Here is a 16495-nt window from a genome sequence, read left to right as displayed (position 1 = left end):
ACCTAAGGCAGCCCGTTCAACGCTGTGTCCGGTTGAACAGTCCCCGGATCGCTTCGTCACGACCGAAAGCCCGGGCTGCGTCTCGCATCAAGAGAGCCTCTTCTGCCCGAGCCCGGGCCAGTTCGGCATTCAGCGCGGTGCGACGTTGACTGTGTCGGAGCGTTCGGCTGCGGTCAAAGACCGCGCGCATGGCGATATCGTCGTCGGCGGCCGCCCGCAGGGCCTCGTCGTCGAGTTCCGCGATGGCGGCTTCGATCCGGCGGCACTCCTGCGCCGCTCGTCGCAGACGGTTCAGCGCGGCATCTTTAAGGACCGAGCCTATGCGGACGAGGCGTTCCGGCCTGTCATCGCGGTTGTCCATCACAGCACTTTCGCCCTGGACCGCATTTCTTCTGCAAAGCGGATCGCGGCAGCCACGGCCTTGTAATGCTCTGGTTTGATTTCGTCGCCAATCTCGACGCTTCCATATATCGCCCGCGCTGTCGGTGGGTCGCTGCGCATCGGCACGCCGGCCTCGGCCGCGACCTCTCGGATCCGCGCCGCAACCTCGTCCATTCCTTTGGCCAGGCAGAACGGGGCGCCGCGGCTGGCGCGGTCCCATTTCAGCGCGACGGCATAATGCGTCGGGTTGACGATCACCACATCGGCATCGGGCACATCTCGCAACATTCGGTTGGTCGCGATATCCATGCCGCGCTGCCGTCGTTGTTGCTTGATATGAGGATCCCCTTCGGACTGCTTGAGTTCCTCCTTGAGTTCCTCGAGCGACATCCGATGGCGCCTGCGATGTTCGGCGATCTGCCACAGGTAATCGACCGCACCGATCGAGGCGGCAATAGCGACAACCACTGTCAGGAACTCGGCCGACATTCGCACCAGCTTGGCCGCAGCCATCGCGGGTGACAGATACATCGTGCCAAGCATTTCTTCGAAATGATGGCTGAGATAGAGAGCAAGCAGGATGGTGTAGAGCGCGAGCTTGACGGTACTTTTGGTGAACTCGAACAGCCCGGAACGGCCGAACTTGTTCTTCGCGGTTTCGATCGGATTGATCCGCGACAGCTTGGGCATCAGCTTTTCCGGTGCGACGACCAGACTGCGCTGCGCCAAAACCGAAGCAAGGGCGGCAAGGGCGGGAATTGCAAGCCAGGGCAGCACGACAAGGCCAAACCGCGCCATCAGGCCTCCTGTCGGGGCGCTGCCATGCCCCTCCAGAAGCAGAGGTGCCAGCCGGTCGGCCTGACCGATCATACCTGCGCCGAGCTCGCCCATCTTGATCAGGCTGCTGCCGCCGAGTGCCATCGCAGTCAGCGCGAACCCGGCATAAACTGCGGCCGTATTGATATCGGTAGATCGGGCGATTTCGCCCTTTCTCCTTGCATCATCGAGCTTTTTCTGTGTCGGCTCGAACTGCTTGTCGCCGGGATCCTCGTCGCTCATCCGCCCGCTCCGAACGGGGCCGCGAAAAGCGACAGGAGTTTGTCCTGCCAGAATGTCAGCATCGGCGGCAACGACAGAAACAGAATGATCAGTCCACCCGCCGTAATGGCCGGGGCGCCGACAAAGGCCACCATCAGCTGCGGCATCGCCTTGTTGATGACGCCAAGTGCAACATTATAAATCAATGAGGCGATCACGAAGGGCATTGCCAGGGTCGCGGCGAGGGCAAAACCTTTGGCGATGCTGCCGACTCCCCAATCGGCCAGATCGCCAGCATGGGGAAACTGGCCCGCAGGCAACAGGTCGTAGGACAGGATCATCGCCTCTGCCGCACGTACATGCAGCCCTGACATTACGGCCAGCGCCAGTCCGGCCATCAGCATGAGCCGCCCCATCGCCGGTTGCGGGTCCATCGAAGCCGCGCCGAGAATCTGAGCCAGAGAGGTGGCCTGCGCTGCGATTTCGCCCGCCATTTGCAAGGCAAGGATCATAAGCCGGAGGACCAGCCCGAGGGCGAGACCGATCACGGTTTCGGTCGCGAAGGCCAGCGTCAGTGAGGGCGGGGTCTCTATGAGGCCTGGGGACACGGCCGGAGACACGACCGCAGTGAAGGCAAGTGCGAGGCCAAGCCGAACCCTCATGGGGACCGCGCGTTCGCCGAAGGCCGGCAACATCGCCATGATCGCACCGACCCGCAGGAAGACGAGGAAAGCCGCCCAGATCAGGGGACGCCAGAACTCAAACGCCGGGGCGAGTTCGAGCGTCATGCCGCGACCATGCCCACCAAGGCGGGGCGCGTGTTGGTTCCGATCTCCTCGAAAGACAGCACCGGAGCGGCGATGCCCTTGGCCGAAAGCGCCATCTGGAGGAAACGGCGGCGTCGGCCCGATGTCGCGATCACCGGGAATATTCCATTCTCGCCGGCCTTGGCCAGCTTTTCGGACACGGCGCTGGCCAGACGATTGAATTCTTCCGGCGGCAGCGCGACGTCCGAGACACCGGCCTCGCCTCCGACCTGATAGGTCGAGAACCGCGTTTCCCACTCCGGCGACAGCTGTAATAGCGGCAGAGTGCCGTCTTCGCGGCGATGATCTGCGACGAGTTGGAAGCCGAGGCGCCGACGGACATGTTCGCAGATCGCCTCCGCACCCGCATGGCTCGGTCTGGCTTCGGCGATGGCTTCGAGAATCAGCGGCATGTTTCGAATAGAGACACGCTCCTCCAGCAGGAGCCTGAGTACGGCGAGAAGAAGGTCCGGCGGCACCTTTTCCGGGACAAGATCGTCGATCATCCGGCGATTGGCCTGGGCACGGGACTGATCCGACAGGTTCTTCAGCTCGTCGAAGATCTGCCGCAGGGCCTTGTTGGTCAGAAGTCGTGCGAAGTTTTTCTTGATAACCTCAAGCAGATGCGTCGCGAGCACTTCGGAAGCGTTGACCACGGTGACGCCCTGTAAAGCCAGTTCTTCGCGCCGGTCCGCCGAGACCCAGCGGGCGGGCGCGCCGTAGACGGGCTCGCGCACATCCTCGCCGGGGGGGAGGAGCGCGATATCGCCGGCCTGAAGGGCCAGCACCCGGTCGGGCCGAAGCCGGTCGCGTGCCTGTTCCACGCCCTGGATGCGTACGACATATGTGCCCGGCGTCAGGGCTCCATTATCGGTCAGCCGCATCTCGGGGAGGATCAGGCCGAAACTCTCTGCCACATGACGGCGCATGGACACGATGCGGGCTTCGATCCCGGTGGAAGGATCGAGCACCATCCCGACCAGGTCGGGCGCAAATTCCAGATGGATGTCGTCGAGATCGAGCAGATCGCCCATGCGGTTGGCGGGCTCGGCCTTTTCCGCGGCTTCGGGTTGGGCTGCTTGTTCGGCCTCGCGCTGAATGCTGCGCCACCGATTGAACGCCGCGATCCCCAGCACCAGGCTGCCGACGATGAAGGGCAGGAATGGCAGTCCAGGGACCAGCGCGAAAAGGCCGAGTAGAACCGATACAGTTCCAAGGGCGGCCGGATGCTTGCCGAGTTGATTGAAAACCGCGAAATCCGTTGTGCCGGTCGTGCCGCCCCGCGACAGCAGAAGTGCGGCTGCGATCGAAATGATGACGGCTGGGATCTGGCTGACAAGGCCGTCGCCGACGGTCAGGATCGCATAGGTCTCGAACGCACCTTTTAGCGGCATGCCATGCATGATCACGCCGATGGCAAGCCCCATAAGCAGGTTCAAAAGCGTTATCAGCAGACCCGCCACCGCGTCGCCCTTGACGAATTTCGAAGCCCCGTCGAGCGAACCGAAGAAGGTCGTTTCGGCTTGTTCACGTTCGCGCCGCGTCTTTGCTTCTGTATGATCGATGGCCCCGGCCGCCATGTCGCTGTCGATTGCGAGCTGTTTGCCCGGCATTCCATCAAGGGCGAAGCGCGCACCGACCTCGGCCATCCGTCCCGCGCCCTTGGTGATGACGATGAAGTTGACGATCATCAGCACGCCGAACACGACCAGACCGAGGAAGACGTTCCCCCCCATGACGAACATCGCAAAACCTTCGATAACATTGCCGGCTGCCCCCGTCCCGGTATGACCCTGGCCGATGATGAGCTTTGTCGAGGACACATTGAGCGACAGCCGGAGCATCAACGATGCCAGCAGGATGGTCGGGAAGGATGAGAAATCGAGCGGTCGTTCGATGAAGAGCGTTACCGTGAAGATAAGGATTGCGATGGCGAAAGAGGCGGCCAGACCAATGTCGAGGACCCAGGCAGGCATCGGCAGCACCATCATGACGATGATTGCCATGAGCGCGAGCGCCATCAGAATTGTGGGACGGAACAGTTCGGAAACCGAGAAGCCGGGCATGAGTCAGGTTCCTTGGAGCCGGAATGACAAGAAAAAGCAACGTTCGGTCTGGATGTTCGGACGGCTCCGTCCGGTTTGCACCTTCGGGATACTGGGACGTGCTCTTTGGTATGCGTTCGGGGGAGGGTTGCAACTAACCGATTTTCGACGCGGACGGGGAGACGGGATGGTGGCTCCGAATTCCGCGCGTCCTGCCCTGATGGAGCCGGAAAGCGTTGGTGCAAGACGGTAGGGGCGTCCATGCAGGAGAGAGGGATGTGCCATTCTGGCCCGCTCAATTCGATCTAACTTGTCGGGAGCTTAGGTCGCATGGATTGACAAAGGCTGAACGAGAGCCGGATCAGGGCTGGGTGCTGGGCTGATCGAGCAGGGCCTTCAGCCTTTCACGCATGATCTCGCTGGATCCGAGGGCGTCGCGTGCCACAGCCAGGCTGGGTTCCATCGTGAGATCAGCAGGTTCCCGGTCGCGCCTCGTCTGAACGAAGGCGCGCTGGTTCGGTTTGCCCAAGGATTCGACGTCGTTCCAGTCGCGGGCACGCCAAGCCATTGCAGATTGCGCCGCGGCATCGCCAACCGCGCCGAGATAATCGGCAGCCGACTTCAGGTCACCTTGCCTTTGGGCGATCAAGGCGCGCAGCGCGTCAGCTTCGGGGGTGTCGAGCCCAGCGATATATTGCTGGGCTTCCCCGGCACTTCCCTGTGCCAGGGCGAGCCGGGCGCGGACCAGTCGTTCGCGGGGTGTGCCCTGGGGCGCCAGTGGCTGGAGAACTTTTGCACCGCGATCCTGGAAGCCCATGGCTGTCAGCCGGTCCGCGACGGCCAGGCGCGCTTCGGCATCGAAGGATATGTCGGGAAGTGTCAGCGCGCCGAGATAAACCTCGCGCATGAATTCCTCGTCCGATCCGCGCCGCGCGAGCTCTCTCAGCAGTTCGGAGGACAACTCTGTTTGCCCTTCCAGTCCATGATGGGCCAGCATCGCGAAGGCCGTCTCGAAATCTGCACGGGCGCCGTGGCCGCGGATTGCGAGCGTAAGGAGCCGGGTGCCGCTGGCCGTTCCACGGCGTTCGAAGGCGAGCGACTCGGCAAGGGCCAGCGAATCCTCCGACGGCATCTGATCGCGACTGAGAGCCGTTTCGATCCGAAGTGCGAGTGCGTCGGCCGTGCCCGTTCCGCCAGAGGAAATTACCTCTTCGATTTTCCGGTCGGCCCGAGCGACGGAACCGCGGGCCAGTTCGATTTGTGCCTCGATGAGCGTCAGGTCTGTGGTCTGACCCTTCACGCCAGTGCGTGCGACGGCATTGCGGATTTGAAGGGCAGTTGCCTGATCGCCGGCGGCAAGGAACCGTTCGGCCAGTTTCGGACCGAGATGACGTCGCAAATGGATCGGAAGCTCGGAAAAGCTCTGCAGAAGGGCGGTGCGGTTGAAGTCTGACAGATCCCGAAGCTCGGGTCGGGCCAGTGCGGCCCAAAGCGCTGCGCGGGTCGGGCAGGATATCTGGGAATCGAACAACTCAGGATGATTGGCCTGGCCAGTGTCGACGATGGCGGCCATCTCGCGCAGCAATGGCACAACGGGCGTTTCCGTCGCGGTGGCGGCGAGAACGGCGCGCGCCTCGGCGCCGAAACCCATCGCGATATAGGCGCGAGCGAGGCCGATGACGCCGGAAGGGTCGGTGGTGTCTCGCATGTCGAGAAGTGCGCTCCGCTTCTCGGCGAGCAGGTCGCCGGGGTCACGCTCTCCTCCCCAGCCGATCACATCGAAATTGTCGTCCGAGAGGCATCGGGTCCCATCTGCCGCCAGGGCGCCATCCCCGGAAACGATGTCAAGCCCGCGATCCATGCTGGTTTCGACCCTCATGTTGCGCCAGTCAGGCGGGGTATCATCTTCCGCGACCGGCGTTTCTGCCTGGTCGCTCTCTTCCGTACGCTGGCCAGGGTCCGGTAGCGCGTCCCGGGCGGTCGGAGCCGCTTTTGCCTGGGTTGGATCGGGTTGAGCCGGCAGGTCCAGTGCTGGTTCAAGCAGGCCCTGTGCGGTGGCGCGGCCGATCTGTTTCATGAGTTCGGAGCGCATCGCCGCCACTCTCGGGTCGGTTTCTGCCGAGGAAATCTCAGGCTCCAGCATCTTTTCCACCATTGCGACCGGAGGTTTCATTCCTGCGGAAGGGGTGAGGGTGGAGGTCAGGCCTACATCGATAGGAAGACGAACCGCCGGGGTTTCAGGGATCGGGGTGGGGGGCTGGGCGGCGATATCGACGGCCCGAGGGGGAGCAGGGTCGGGGCGGACCGGTTCGGCACGCGTGGGAAGAGCCTCTTCCTCAGCGGAAATGCCTGCATCAGATTGCAGGGCAGTTTCGAAAGGAGAATTCTCCGGCGCGGGGCCGGTACGAAAATCCAGAACGAGAAGACCGGGGCGCAATTCGAAGGCTTCGACATGCGCGTTCGGGCCGATGCGCAGGGAAACCAGTCCCGGCGCCACCAGCGCGGCATCAGTCAGGCGGCGGCGCGGTATCCTGTCGAAGACATCGCCCAGATCGAGGCGAAGTGCGCGGTTGTCAAATCGGAGCAAATAGCCGTCCGGACCGCGGCCGAGCGTCCACGCCTGCGGCGTTTCGGTCTCGAAGACCAGTCGCGAATAGTCAGGATGCTCGCCCGAGCGGATCTCGACCTGTTGGGCGAGCGTCGGCTGGCCCACAAAAAGGGCCAGCGCCAGAAAGATGTGGCGCGCGTTCATGCGGCCTCCTGTTTCGACGCTTTCAGCGCCTCTTCCAGTTCGGAGAAGCTCGGCCGGCTGCCGCCAGGCGTGTTTTGCCGTCCGACTTCGATGCAGATCGCTGGCGGGTGGTTATGAAGATTGGCGACCAAGACCTCGCGGATCAGCAGGTAGAAATGCGCATCCTCCTCGACGACGACCTTCAGCTTCGAGGCGAAGGGCCCCATGAAGCCGTAGGCGAGAAACACCCCCAGAAAAGTCCCGACGAGGGCGCCGCCGATCATCTTGCCCAAAACCTCGGGCGGTTGGTCGATCGAGCCCATGGTCTTGATCACCCCCAGCACGGCAGCGACGATGCCGAGGGCCGGCAGAGCGTCGGCCACCGATTGTAACGCGTGACTCGAATGCATGGAATGGTGCAGATGCGCCTCGAGCCGCTTTTCCAGGACTTCCTCCACTTGATGGGGGTCGTCATAATTCATCCCGGCGGCGCGGAGCGTGTCGCAGATCAGATCGACGGCCTCGTGATCTGCCACGATCTTGGGGTAACGGCCGAAGATGACGGAATCGCCCGGAGCCTCGATATGGGTTTCCAGTTCCAGCGGGTTCTGGCGCGCAACGCGAATCAGCTCGAACAACAGGCAAAGCAGATCCCGGTAGTCCTCGGGCTTCCAGTGCGGGCCTTTGAAAACCTTGGCGATATCCTTGAGCGTGTGCTTGATGGCGGCCATGTCGTTGCTGATGACGAAGGCTCCGGTAGCGGCCCCGCCGATCATTGCGAATTCGAAGGGCAGCGAATGCAGGATGATCCCCATCTTGCCGCCAGCCATAACGTAGCCGCCGAACACCATCACGAAGATGAGAATGATCCCGACGATACCAATCATGGATAGTGCTCCGCTACTCTGACCTTGTCGGGGACAGTCTCAGACCCGGGTTAACAAGGTGTGTTCACTCTTTTGGAGCCCGGGCGTTTCGTCCTGCCAGGATCACGCTGATCGAATAGGCGACGTTCGGTTCGAGCCCCGACATCACCGCAGCGGCCAGATCGGGCCGCATGCGTCCGAGGAAACCGGCCGCGAACTCCGGATCCATCTGGGCAAACAGGGCAGAGGCCTCTTCGGGTTTCATGCTCTCGTAGACGGCCGTCAGCCGCGCGACATCGTTCTCGGCGGCCTGATCTGCCAGGGCCAGGGTCGATTTCAATGAATCTTCGGCCGCCTGCAGAGCTGCCATCTGCCGTGAGATCTCTTCCCCGGCGATATCGAGCGTTGCTGCCCTGTCTTCCAACGCCGCTTCGCGTGCGTCCAAATCAGCGGCGCGGGTTTTCAGTGCCTCAAGCAGATCGGCGATATCGGCGGGAGGCGGGCAGGGATCTGACGCGCTGTCATGCCCGCCGTCGGGGCCACCGTTTGAGGTGGGTGCGGTCATTTCCTGCAATTCCTGGGCCAGGGCCTGGGCAGTGCCATCGCCGAAGCGGATCAGGCCGGATGCGAGAAATAGCCCCGCGATGACCGGAAGGACGGCGCCGCTGGCCCGTTTCGAACGCGAGGGTCCTTTCATTCCGCCGCCTCCCGGGCAGTGCGGCGGAACAGAACCGTGGGTTCGCCATCCGCCGTGCCGGTCGGGGCCGGCGCGGCCGGGGTCGTTTCCGGAGCTGCGGGGGCCGCAGGTTTCTGGCTGTGGGCGGCTGCCGTCTGAACCGTGTCCTCTGGCAGATCATGCATGGCGGCCACCAGCAGTTCGAGACGTCGTGCGACATCCTCTGCGCGGCCGGTCAGGCTTTCGAGGCTGTCGGTCGAGCTTTTCGCCGAGAACTGGGCGCCCTTGAGGGCCTTTGTCATGTCGTCGACCTGGGCCGAAAGCACGGCGATCGCACCCCCCATGCCCTTTTCCAGGTCGTTGAAGCGCCGCAGTCGCCTCGCCAGAACATAGCAGTAGAGCGTGGCTCCGAGTGCTCCGGCAATGAGCAGAATGTCCGAGATCAGCGCCATGGGATTCTCCTCAGTTCAGCACGAATTCGGTAATGAGCAGATCGCGCACCCGGCCGTTTCCGGTGACGAGCTGCACCCGGCGCAGCATTTGCGCGCGGAGGGTGATGAGCGTGGTCGGGTCCTCGAGCTCGGCTATGTCGACCGCCCGCAGATAGCTGTTCAGCACGTCGAGGACGCGCGGCATCAGCAGCGTGACGTCTTCCTTGTAAGCGGGCGTCACCTCGAGCTGGGCCTCGAAACGCAGATGACGGCTCGCGGCTTCGGGACCGAGCGAGATGATCATCTTTTCGATCGGAACGAAGGCAACATCGAGCGGCCCCGATTCGGCCGCTTTTTCGTCCCCGCCGTGAGCGCCCGCTGCGGTTTCCTGTGCCGGGTCGCCGCCGAGAATCAGTCCGGAATAAAGCGCAAAAAAAGCCCCGCCGCCCAGGACAAGCGCGAGCGCCACTCCGATGATGAGGGGTTTCTTCGAGGATTTCGCGGGTTCTTCCGCGCCGGCCATATCGGTCGCAGCCATGTCCTAGGCTCCTTCTGTGTTGGCTCCTCTATAGCCGGATGAGGGCTAACCGATTGTTAAGCCGGGCCTGCGAAGGATGTGAGGCAGAAACGGGGCAGAAGTCCCCCCGGAACGGGAGAAGTCTCTTGCAGCAGCTGTTGTCCATGTGGACCGGGCTGAGCCCACGCAGAAGAGTGGTCGTGGCCGTCGCAACTGTCGCCATGTTCGCGGCTGTGCTCGCACTGTCGCGGGTGGCCACATCGCCGCGCATGGCGCTGCTTTATTCCGGTCTCGATACCGCGGCCGCAGGAGATGTGATCCGCGCGCTGGACCAGGCGGGTGTGGCCTATGAGGTGAAAGGTCCCGCAATCTATGTAGATTCCAGCCAGCGCGACTCGCTGCGGATGACACTGGCCAGCGACGGACTGCCCGCGATCGGGGCGGCGGGGTACGAATTGCTCGACGGCCTGTCGGGGTTCGGCACGACATCGCAGATGTTCGACGCGGCTTACTGGCGCGCCAAGGAAGGCGAACTGGCCCGCACGATTGCCGGCAATTCCCAGTTCCGCACTGCGCGGGTGCATATTGCCACGCCGAGTGCCCGGCCCTTTGCCCGCGACGTGCCGCCTTCTGCGGCGGTGACGGTGGCTGCTGCGGGCGGATCGGTCTCGGGCGCCCAGGCCAAGGCGCTCCGCTATCTGGTCGCGGCGAGCGTGTCGGGGATGAAGCCCGAGGATGTCTCGGTGATCGATGCCAATAGCGGTACGGTCGTGGCGGATGACTCGAGCCCCTCGGCGGCTGGTGACGACCGTGCCGAGGTCCTGAAGGGACGCCTCGAGCGACTGCTTTCGGCCCGGCTGGGGCCCGGGCGCTCGATTGTCGAGGTCAGTGTCGATACCGAGACGCAGCGCGAGTCGATCCGAGAGCGGATCATCGATCCCGAGGGCCGGGTCGCGATCAGCGAGAACAACCAGCAGCGGCAATCGAGCTCCAGCGATACCAATGGCGGTTCGGTCACGGTGGCCAGCAACCTGCCGAATGGCGACGGTGCTTCCGATCGTTCGTCGCAACACAAGGAGAGCGAGACCCAGGAAGTGGTCAATTACGAGGTTTCGCAGACAGAGCGCGAGATCCTGCGCGCGCCGGGCGCGGTCAAGCGGCTCAGCATTGCCGTTCTCGTCGAAGGCGTGACCTCGACCGCCGCGGATGGCACCGAAACCTGGCAACCGCTGCCCGATGCCGAGCTCGAGTCGCTGCGCGAACTGATCGCTTCGGCGGCTGGTTTCGATGCAGAGCGTGGCGATGCGCTGACCATCAAGTCGATGCGTTTCGAGCCGCTCGATGCGGCTGGAAGCGGACCGCAAGGCAGCCTCTTCGGCGAGTTCACGCTCGATCCGCTGACACTCATCCAACTGGCGGTTCTGTCGGTGGTCGCCTTGATCCTCGGCCTGTTCGTCGTCCGTCCGATCCTTGCCGGTCAGGGCAAGGCCGCGGTCGCGGGGCTGCCTGCGCCGGCTGGCAGCGGTCAGGACCAGACCTGGCTCAATGGCGAGATCGATCCGGCCGATGGCCCGCAGAACGGGATGGATGGCGATCTTGGCCTCCCCGCCATGACCATGGCCGCGATCGACCCCGCCGATTTCACGGATCAGCCGCTTGGCATGGATGGCTTCGGTGGCGGCAGCGACAGCCCGGTTGACCGCCTGCGCGACCTGATTGAAAGCCGCCGCGAGGAATCGATCGCGATCTTGCGCGGCTGGATGGAAGACCGGCAGGAGAAAGCCTGATGTCCCGGTTGATGCTTGAGGATTTCTCCGATCAGGGGGCCTGTCCTCAGTCCGAACCCGACCCGCCCGCAATTGATGCCCAGGAGATCCGGCTGAATGCCTATGAGGAGGGCTATCGCGCCGGCTGGGACGATGCCAGCGCGGCCGAAGCCGAGGCGCGCACAAGGATCGGCGCCGATTTCGAGAAGACCCTGCAGGAACTGTCATTCGGCTATCACGAGGCCCGGGTCCATGTTCTGGAGGCTTTGGAGCCGCTGCTTTGCGTCATGGTCGAGCGCGTTCTGCCGGAGCTCGCGCGGGGAGGGCTGGCCCGGAAGGTGGTCGAGATCACCCGCGAGATGGCTGAAACAGAGGCCAACCGACCGCTGCAGGTGCAGGTCTGTCCCGAGAATCGCGAAGCTCTCGAAGAGCTTGTCGGGGATGATCCCGGGCTGCCGCTGCGCATTGTCGATGATCCCACACTCGGACCCGGCCAGGCTGTGCTGCGCGGCAGCGCGGCAGAGCGAGAAATAGACATCGACGGCATGCTGGCGGCGATCCGCGGCGCGCTGAATGACTTCATGACCACCGAAGAGGAGGCACGCCGCCATGGCTGAAACATCTTCCGACGCGCCGGGCGAAGGTCTCGGCGCCAAGTTTCTCGATCAGGTTCCGATCGAGATCACCGTTTCGGTCGGCAAGGCCCGTCCGCTGCTGCGCGACCTGCTGCAGATCGACCGTGGCGGGGTTCTGCCTCTCGATCGCCGGATCGACGACCCCGTCGAACTCTATATCGGGGACCGTCTGATCGCGCGTGGCGAATTGCAGGAGGTCGAAGGCGCCCAGGCCGGTCAGATCGCGGTCCGCCTGACCGAGATCATCGACACCGTTTCAGGGGCCTGAACGACATGTTCCTGCGCCTTGTTCCGGCCGTCCTGTTCCTGCTTTTCCTGGCCTTGCCCGCCCAGGCGCAGGAAATCTCGATCTCGCTCGGAGAGGGCGGGTCGCTGGCCGGGCGCGGGGTCCAGATGATCCTTCTGGTGACGGTCCTCAGCCTGGCCCCCGGTCTGGCGATCATGTTGACCTGTTTTCCGTTCATCGTGACCGTCCTGTCGCTCCTGCGTCAGGCGATCGGGCTGCAGCAATCGCCACCCAACATGCTGATCGTCAGTCTGGCGCTGTTTCTGACCTATTTCGTGATGGAGCCGACCTTCACCCAGGCATGGCAGGCGGGGGTGGTGCCGATGATGAACGAGACGCTGCCGATCGGCGAGGCCCTGCCGCGCATTCTTGACCCGTTCCGCAACTTCATGGCCGGGCGCGCCGATGCCGAAACCTTCGAACGTCTGCTGTCGCTCCGCCCGCAGGCCGATCCCTCTGCCGCGATTGCCGATGCGCCGCTCTCGCTCCTGGTGCCGTCGTTCCTGCTCAGCGAAATCCAGCGTGCCTTCGAGATCGGCTTCCTGATCTTCCTGCCGTTTCTGATCATCGACCTCGTTGTGGCCGCCATTCTGATGTCGATGGGAATGATGATGGTGCCGCCCGCCGTGGTGGCGATGCCCTTCAAGCTGGCCTTCTTCGTTGTTGCCGACGGCTGGAGCCTGATTTCCGAAGCTCTCGTGCGCGGCTACTTCCCAGGGGGGTGAAGGCGGGGCGTGCATGTCGGATCGTGTCCCGCCCGATTGCGGCCCGTGCCCTCGGCTCTCTGTTGCGGAGAAGGCGGGACCGCGCCGGTGACCAAGGTCACGCGTTTTCGGATCACCGGCGTTATTTCGCTGAAACGAGGCAGCAGGCCGCGTCGGGCGATTTTGCCCCGGGGGGCCCGGGGCTATGCCGAACCACCCGATGGAACAGCCCATCCGTGCCCTGTCCTGCAACGGGTTCGCCTAACGAGATCCAGCGCATGAACCGCTGCCCGGTTCAAGGACAGGCATAAAACGACGCCATGGCGTGAGTGACCTGCCGCTGAGCCTTCTTCCGGCGGCGAGCGGAGCCCGGTTGGTGTCTAAGCTGGTCGGCGCGGGTTGAGCAATCGCTCGGCGCGCGGAGCTTTCATCTCGCGCAGTGGCGCGGGCGAATTCGGTGGTTGGGGGCGGCGCGTAGTCGGCCGTGGCGGAGCGGGCATTCTGTCGGTCGGGATGCCAGACAATGCCGCATTTGTCGGTGGCAGAGAGTGCTTTCATACTCTTAAGGTATAACATCTATAAATCTGTCTCCGGAGGGAATATTCCATGAGAACCCGTGCCGCTGTGGCGTTTCAGGCGGGTAAGCCGCTTGAGGTGACCGAGGTCGAGCTGGACGGTCCGCGCGAGGGCGAAGTCCTGGTCGAGATCAAGGCGACCGGCATCTGCCATACCGACGAATTCACCCTCTCGGGGGCCGATCCCGAGGGACTTTTCCCCGCCATTCTGGGCCATGAGGGCGCGGGCGTGGTGGTCGATGTGGGTCCTGGGGTGAAAAGCGTGAAGAAGGGCGATCACGTGATCCCGCTCTACACGCCCGAATGCCGGGAATGCGATTACTGCCTGAACCCCAAGACCAATCTCTGCCAGTCGATCCGCACCACCCAGGGCCAGGGGCTCATGCCCGACGGCACCTCGCGCTTCCACACGCTCGATGGCGACCCGATCCTGCATTACATGGGCTGTTCGACCTTCTCGAACTACACGGTCCTGCCCGAGATCGCGGTTGCCAAGATCCGCGAAGACGCGCCTTTCGACAAGGTCTGCTATATCGGCTGTGGCGTGACCACAGGGGTCGGTGCGGTCGTCAACACCGCCAAGGCGGAACCGGGCTGCCGGGCCGTGGTCTTCGGACTGGGCGGCATCGGGCTCAACGTGATCCAGGGGCTGCGGATGATCGGGGCCGACCAGATCGTGGGGGTCGATCTGAACCCGGCCAAGAAAGCCATGGCCGAACGCTTCGGGATGACCGATTTCGTCAATCCCTCCGAGATTGAGGGCGATCTGGTGCCCTATCTGGTGGATCTGACCAAGGGCGGTGCCGATTACAGCTTCGACTGCACCGGCAATGTCAATGTGATGCGTACCGCCTTGGAATGCGCCCACAAGGGCTGGGGCGAGTCGATCATAATCGGGGTAGCGCCCGCAGGCGCCGAGATTTCGACCCGGCCGTTCCAGCTGGTTACCGGGCGGACCTGGAAGGGCACGGCCTTCGGCGGCGCCCGCGGCCGGACCGACGTGCCGAAGATCGTCGAGTGGTACATGCAGGGCAAGATCGAGATCGATCCGCTGATCACCCACACCCTGAGCCTCGACGAGATCAACAAGGGCTTCGATCTGATGCATTCGGGCGAGAGCATCCGCAGCGTCGTTCTCTACTGAGGCGGCGCGGCACGGAAGCGGAGGGCCAGAACAGGGACGTCGGCGGAAGGGAAGGCGGGGCCGGTGGGCAGGTCGTCGGCGACCTTTACGGGGCGCTGCAGCCTGCCTGCCATTCCGGAGCGGCCCCTGACGGGTTCTGGTGCCGCCGCGCCTGACGGGGCTTGGCTCTCCGCATGATATCGCGATGATCGGGGGCGGGTTTCAGCAGTATGCCGTCCCCGGACTGGAGGCCGGCCTTGCCCGCTTCCTGCCAATGGCGCGTCGCAGAAAAAGGCGCCGGGCACGAGCCCTGCGGGCAGGGTATGGGGTGAAGCATGGGGCCGGTCATGGCCGACGGGGGCAGGATCGCGGGGCGGGCAGCCATGTGCACCCCAGCAGGTCTGTGGCGTCATCGGCTCCCCCCGTCCAATGATGCGCCGCGGCGCAGGATCGACGCCTCGCCGCACTGGGCGATGTCGCCGGCCGGAAGGTGCTGGGCGTCCCTATCCGTAATCTGCCCGGCGCCGATCTGATCATGCTGAAGCGGAACTATGCCCTGCGGCAGGCGCGGGCATCCCGAGGCTTTCTCCGCGTTGAGCGCCGAAGGTCGGGCCCGGGAACGGCGGACTGTCCGTGTCGCGGGGCATTGCGAGGTGGACGGCGCCCGCGAGGAGAGGGCGTTCTCCGGTCGCGGCCTTGGATTGCAGGGCGCGTCGATCGGCCACGACGCCAGTGTTTTCAGGGTGGCATGGCTCGTTTCCGTCGCGACTGCGACGTGATCCGCCGATCCTGACCCGCCCGTTTCAGAGCCTGGGTGAGGGCCGGTCTGACGGCGTGGCGAGGACAGGCGCAGCCGCTGCACGCGCAAAGGGAAGGACAGGTCGCGGTGTCGCAATCGGTATGGTTTCGCAGCGATACCTTGTTCGCCGCTTGCTGCCACTCTACATCCGGTGACATGAAACGCTGGCTTCCCTTCGTCAAATCGGACCCGCTCGTCTCTGTTGTCCGCCTTTCGGGCAGGATTGCCGCCTCGTCCCGCGGCAGCGCGCTGTCGGATGCCGGGCTCGCACCGGTGATTGAGCGCGCCTTCAAGAAGGGCAAGCCCGACGCGGTCGCGCTGATCGTCAATTCGCCGGGCGGCTCGCCGGCCCAGAGCGCGCTGATCGCGGCCCGGATCCGGCGGCTTGCGGACGAGCATCAGACGCCGGTCTACAGTTTCGTCGAGGATGTCGCCGCCTCGGGTGGCTACTGGCTTGCCTGTGCGGGCGACGAGATCTGGGCCGATGCCTCGTCGATCCTGGGCTCGATCGGGGTGATCTATGCGGGCTTCGGCTTTCAGGACCTGATCGCGCGCCATGGCGTCGAGCGCCGAGTCCATGCCGCGGGCGAAAGCAAGAGCTTTCTCGATCCGTTCAAGCCCGAGAAACCCGAGGATGTGGCGCGGCTGATGCAGCTGCAGGAGCCGATCCACGCCGCGTTCAAGGCGCATGTGCGGGAAAGACGCGGCGCCCGGCTTGCGGCCGACCGCGATCTTTTCACTGGCGATGTCTGGGTCGGCGCGCAGGCGGTCGAGGTCGGGCTGGCCGACGGGCTCGGGCATCTTGTGCCGAAGATGAAGGAACGCTTCGGCGACAAGGTCCGCTTTTCGCTGCATGCGCCGCGGCGCGGGCTCTGGTCGCGGCTCGGGGCGCCGGGGGTTGCCGGGATTGCCGACGAGCTCGAGGCGCGGCTTCTCTGGTCGCGATATGGTCTTTAGCCGATGCTGCTGAAGGTCGCGCTTCTGTTTCTCATCGGCATGGCCGCGCTCGGCATGTTCGGAAAATTGCGCCTGCCGCGCCCGCGCGGCGGCTTGCTTCCCGGGCGACGCAAGCCCGCAAAATGCCCGCATTGCGGGCGGTTCAGGATCGGCAGCGGG

At 64.1% G+C, this 16495-nt stretch carries 15 protein-coding genes and 1 pseudogene; 6 read left to right on the top strand and 10 right to left on the bottom strand.

The window, feature by feature from the left end; translation table 11 throughout:
* Positions 1 to 16: 16 nt before the first annotated feature.
* The 9 genes from B5V46_RS16505 to fliL all read right to left on the bottom strand — a co-directional run bounded on the left by B5V46_RS16505 (position 17) and on the right by fliL (position 9512).
* Entirely contained in the window at positions 17 to 361 is a 345-nt protein-coding gene (locus B5V46_RS16505; RefSeq protein ID WP_080617608.1) for a hypothetical protein, read from the bottom strand.
* Positions 361 to 1440, bottom strand: coding sequence for a flagellar biosynthesis protein FlhB (locus B5V46_RS16500; protein WP_080617607.1), 1080 nt, complete (start codon positions 1438 to 1440; stop codon positions 361 to 363). The genes B5V46_RS16505 and B5V46_RS16500 overlap by 1 nt, the downstream gene beginning before the upstream one ends.
* Positions 1437 to 2207, bottom strand: a complete 771-nt coding sequence (locus B5V46_RS16495; protein ID WP_080617606.1) for a flagellar biosynthetic protein FliR — start codon at positions 2205 to 2207, stop codon at positions 1437 to 1439. The genes B5V46_RS16500 and B5V46_RS16495 overlap by 4 nt, the downstream gene beginning before the upstream one ends.
* Entirely contained in the window at positions 2204 to 4291 is a 2088-nt protein-coding gene (gene flhA, locus B5V46_RS16490; protein WP_080617605.1) for a flagellar biosynthesis protein FlhA, read from the bottom strand. The genes B5V46_RS16495 and flhA overlap by 4 nt, the downstream gene beginning before the upstream one ends.
* Positions 4292 to 4631: 340 nt before the next feature.
* Entirely contained in the window at positions 4632 to 7022 is a 2391-nt protein-coding gene (locus B5V46_RS16485) for a hypothetical protein (RefSeq protein WP_080617604.1), read from the bottom strand.
* Entirely contained in the window at positions 7019 to 7888 is an 870-nt protein-coding gene (motA, locus tag B5V46_RS16480; protein WP_080617603.1) for a flagellar motor stator protein MotA, read from the bottom strand. Before motA ends, B5V46_RS16485 begins: the two co-directional genes overlap by 4 nt.
* Positions 7889 to 7952: 64 nt before the next feature.
* Positions 7953 to 8432 carry a MotE family protein gene (locus tag B5V46_RS16475; RefSeq protein WP_231119158.1) on the bottom strand — a complete coding sequence of 160 codons (480 nt, stop codon included), beginning with the start codon at positions 8430 to 8432 and terminating at the stop codon, positions 7953 to 7955.
* 128 nt (positions 8433 to 8560) lie between these two features.
* Positions 8561 to 8995: a hypothetical protein gene (locus B5V46_RS16470; RefSeq protein WP_080617601.1), complete on the bottom strand. Its 435-nt coding sequence runs from the start codon at positions 8993 to 8995 to the stop codon at positions 8561 to 8563.
* 10 nt (positions 8996 to 9005) lie between these two features.
* Positions 9006 to 9512, bottom strand: a complete 507-nt coding sequence (gene fliL / locus B5V46_RS16465; RefSeq protein ID WP_231119157.1) for a flagellar basal body-associated protein FliL — start codon at positions 9510 to 9512, stop codon at positions 9006 to 9008.
* A gap of 143 nt (positions 9513 to 9655) precedes the next feature.
* Between fliL and fliF the strand changes: the two genes are divergently transcribed.
* From fliF to fliP, 4 genes are read left to right on the top strand one after another with little or no spacing between them, the layout of a single operon-like run.
* Positions 9656 to 11278 carry a flagellar basal-body MS-ring/collar protein FliF gene (fliF, locus tag B5V46_RS16460; protein WP_231119320.1) on the top strand — a complete coding sequence of 541 codons (1623 nt, stop codon included), beginning with the start codon at positions 9656 to 9658 and terminating at the stop codon, positions 11276 to 11278.
* A complete protein-coding gene (locus B5V46_RS16455) occupies positions 11278 to 11874 on the top strand; it encodes a hypothetical protein (protein WP_080617599.1) in 597 nt (198 codons plus the stop codon). The genes fliF and B5V46_RS16455 overlap by 1 nt, the downstream gene beginning before the upstream one ends.
* Positions 11867 to 12160: a FliM/FliN family flagellar motor switch protein gene (locus B5V46_RS16450; protein ID WP_080617598.1), complete on the top strand. Its 294-nt coding sequence runs from the start codon at positions 11867 to 11869 to the stop codon at positions 12158 to 12160. The genes B5V46_RS16455 and B5V46_RS16450 overlap by 8 nt, the downstream gene beginning before the upstream one ends.
* 5 nt (positions 12161 to 12165) lie before the next feature.
* Positions 12166 to 12903, top strand: a complete 738-nt coding sequence (gene fliP, locus B5V46_RS16445; RefSeq protein WP_080617597.1) for a flagellar type III secretion system pore protein FliP — start codon at positions 12166 to 12168, stop codon at positions 12901 to 12903.
* A 330-nt stretch (positions 12904 to 13233) separates the two neighbouring features.
* On the opposite strand, the pseudogene B5V46_RS19955 reads toward fliP, so the two are convergent.
* A pseudogene (locus tag B5V46_RS19955) lies at positions 13234 to 13365 on the bottom strand (IS3 family transposase); the annotation flags it as partial.
* A 123-nt stretch (positions 13366 to 13488) separates the two neighbouring features.
* Here B5V46_RS19955 and B5V46_RS16440 point away from each other — a divergent pair.
* Together B5V46_RS16440 and B5V46_RS16430 are read left to right on the top strand one after the other, a co-directional pair.
* Positions 13489 to 14601: an S-(hydroxymethyl)glutathione dehydrogenase/class III alcohol dehydrogenase gene (locus B5V46_RS16440; RefSeq protein WP_080617596.1), complete on the top strand. Its 1113-nt coding sequence runs from the start codon at positions 13489 to 13491 to the stop codon at positions 14599 to 14601.
* 934 nt (positions 14602 to 15535) lie between these two features.
* Positions 15536 to 16336, top strand: a complete 801-nt coding sequence (locus B5V46_RS16430) for a S49 family peptidase (protein ID WP_080617594.1) — start codon at positions 15536 to 15538, stop codon at positions 16334 to 16336.
* Positions 16337 to 16495: the final 159 nt, after the last annotated feature.

This window comes from Rhodovulum sp. MB263, from assembly GCF_002073975.1.
Classification (GTDB): Bacteria; Pseudomonadota; Alphaproteobacteria; order Rhodobacterales; family Rhodobacteraceae; genus Rhodovulum.
Note: the sequence above shows the minus strand (reverse complement) of the source record. Positions and strands in the feature narration are given on the sequence as shown.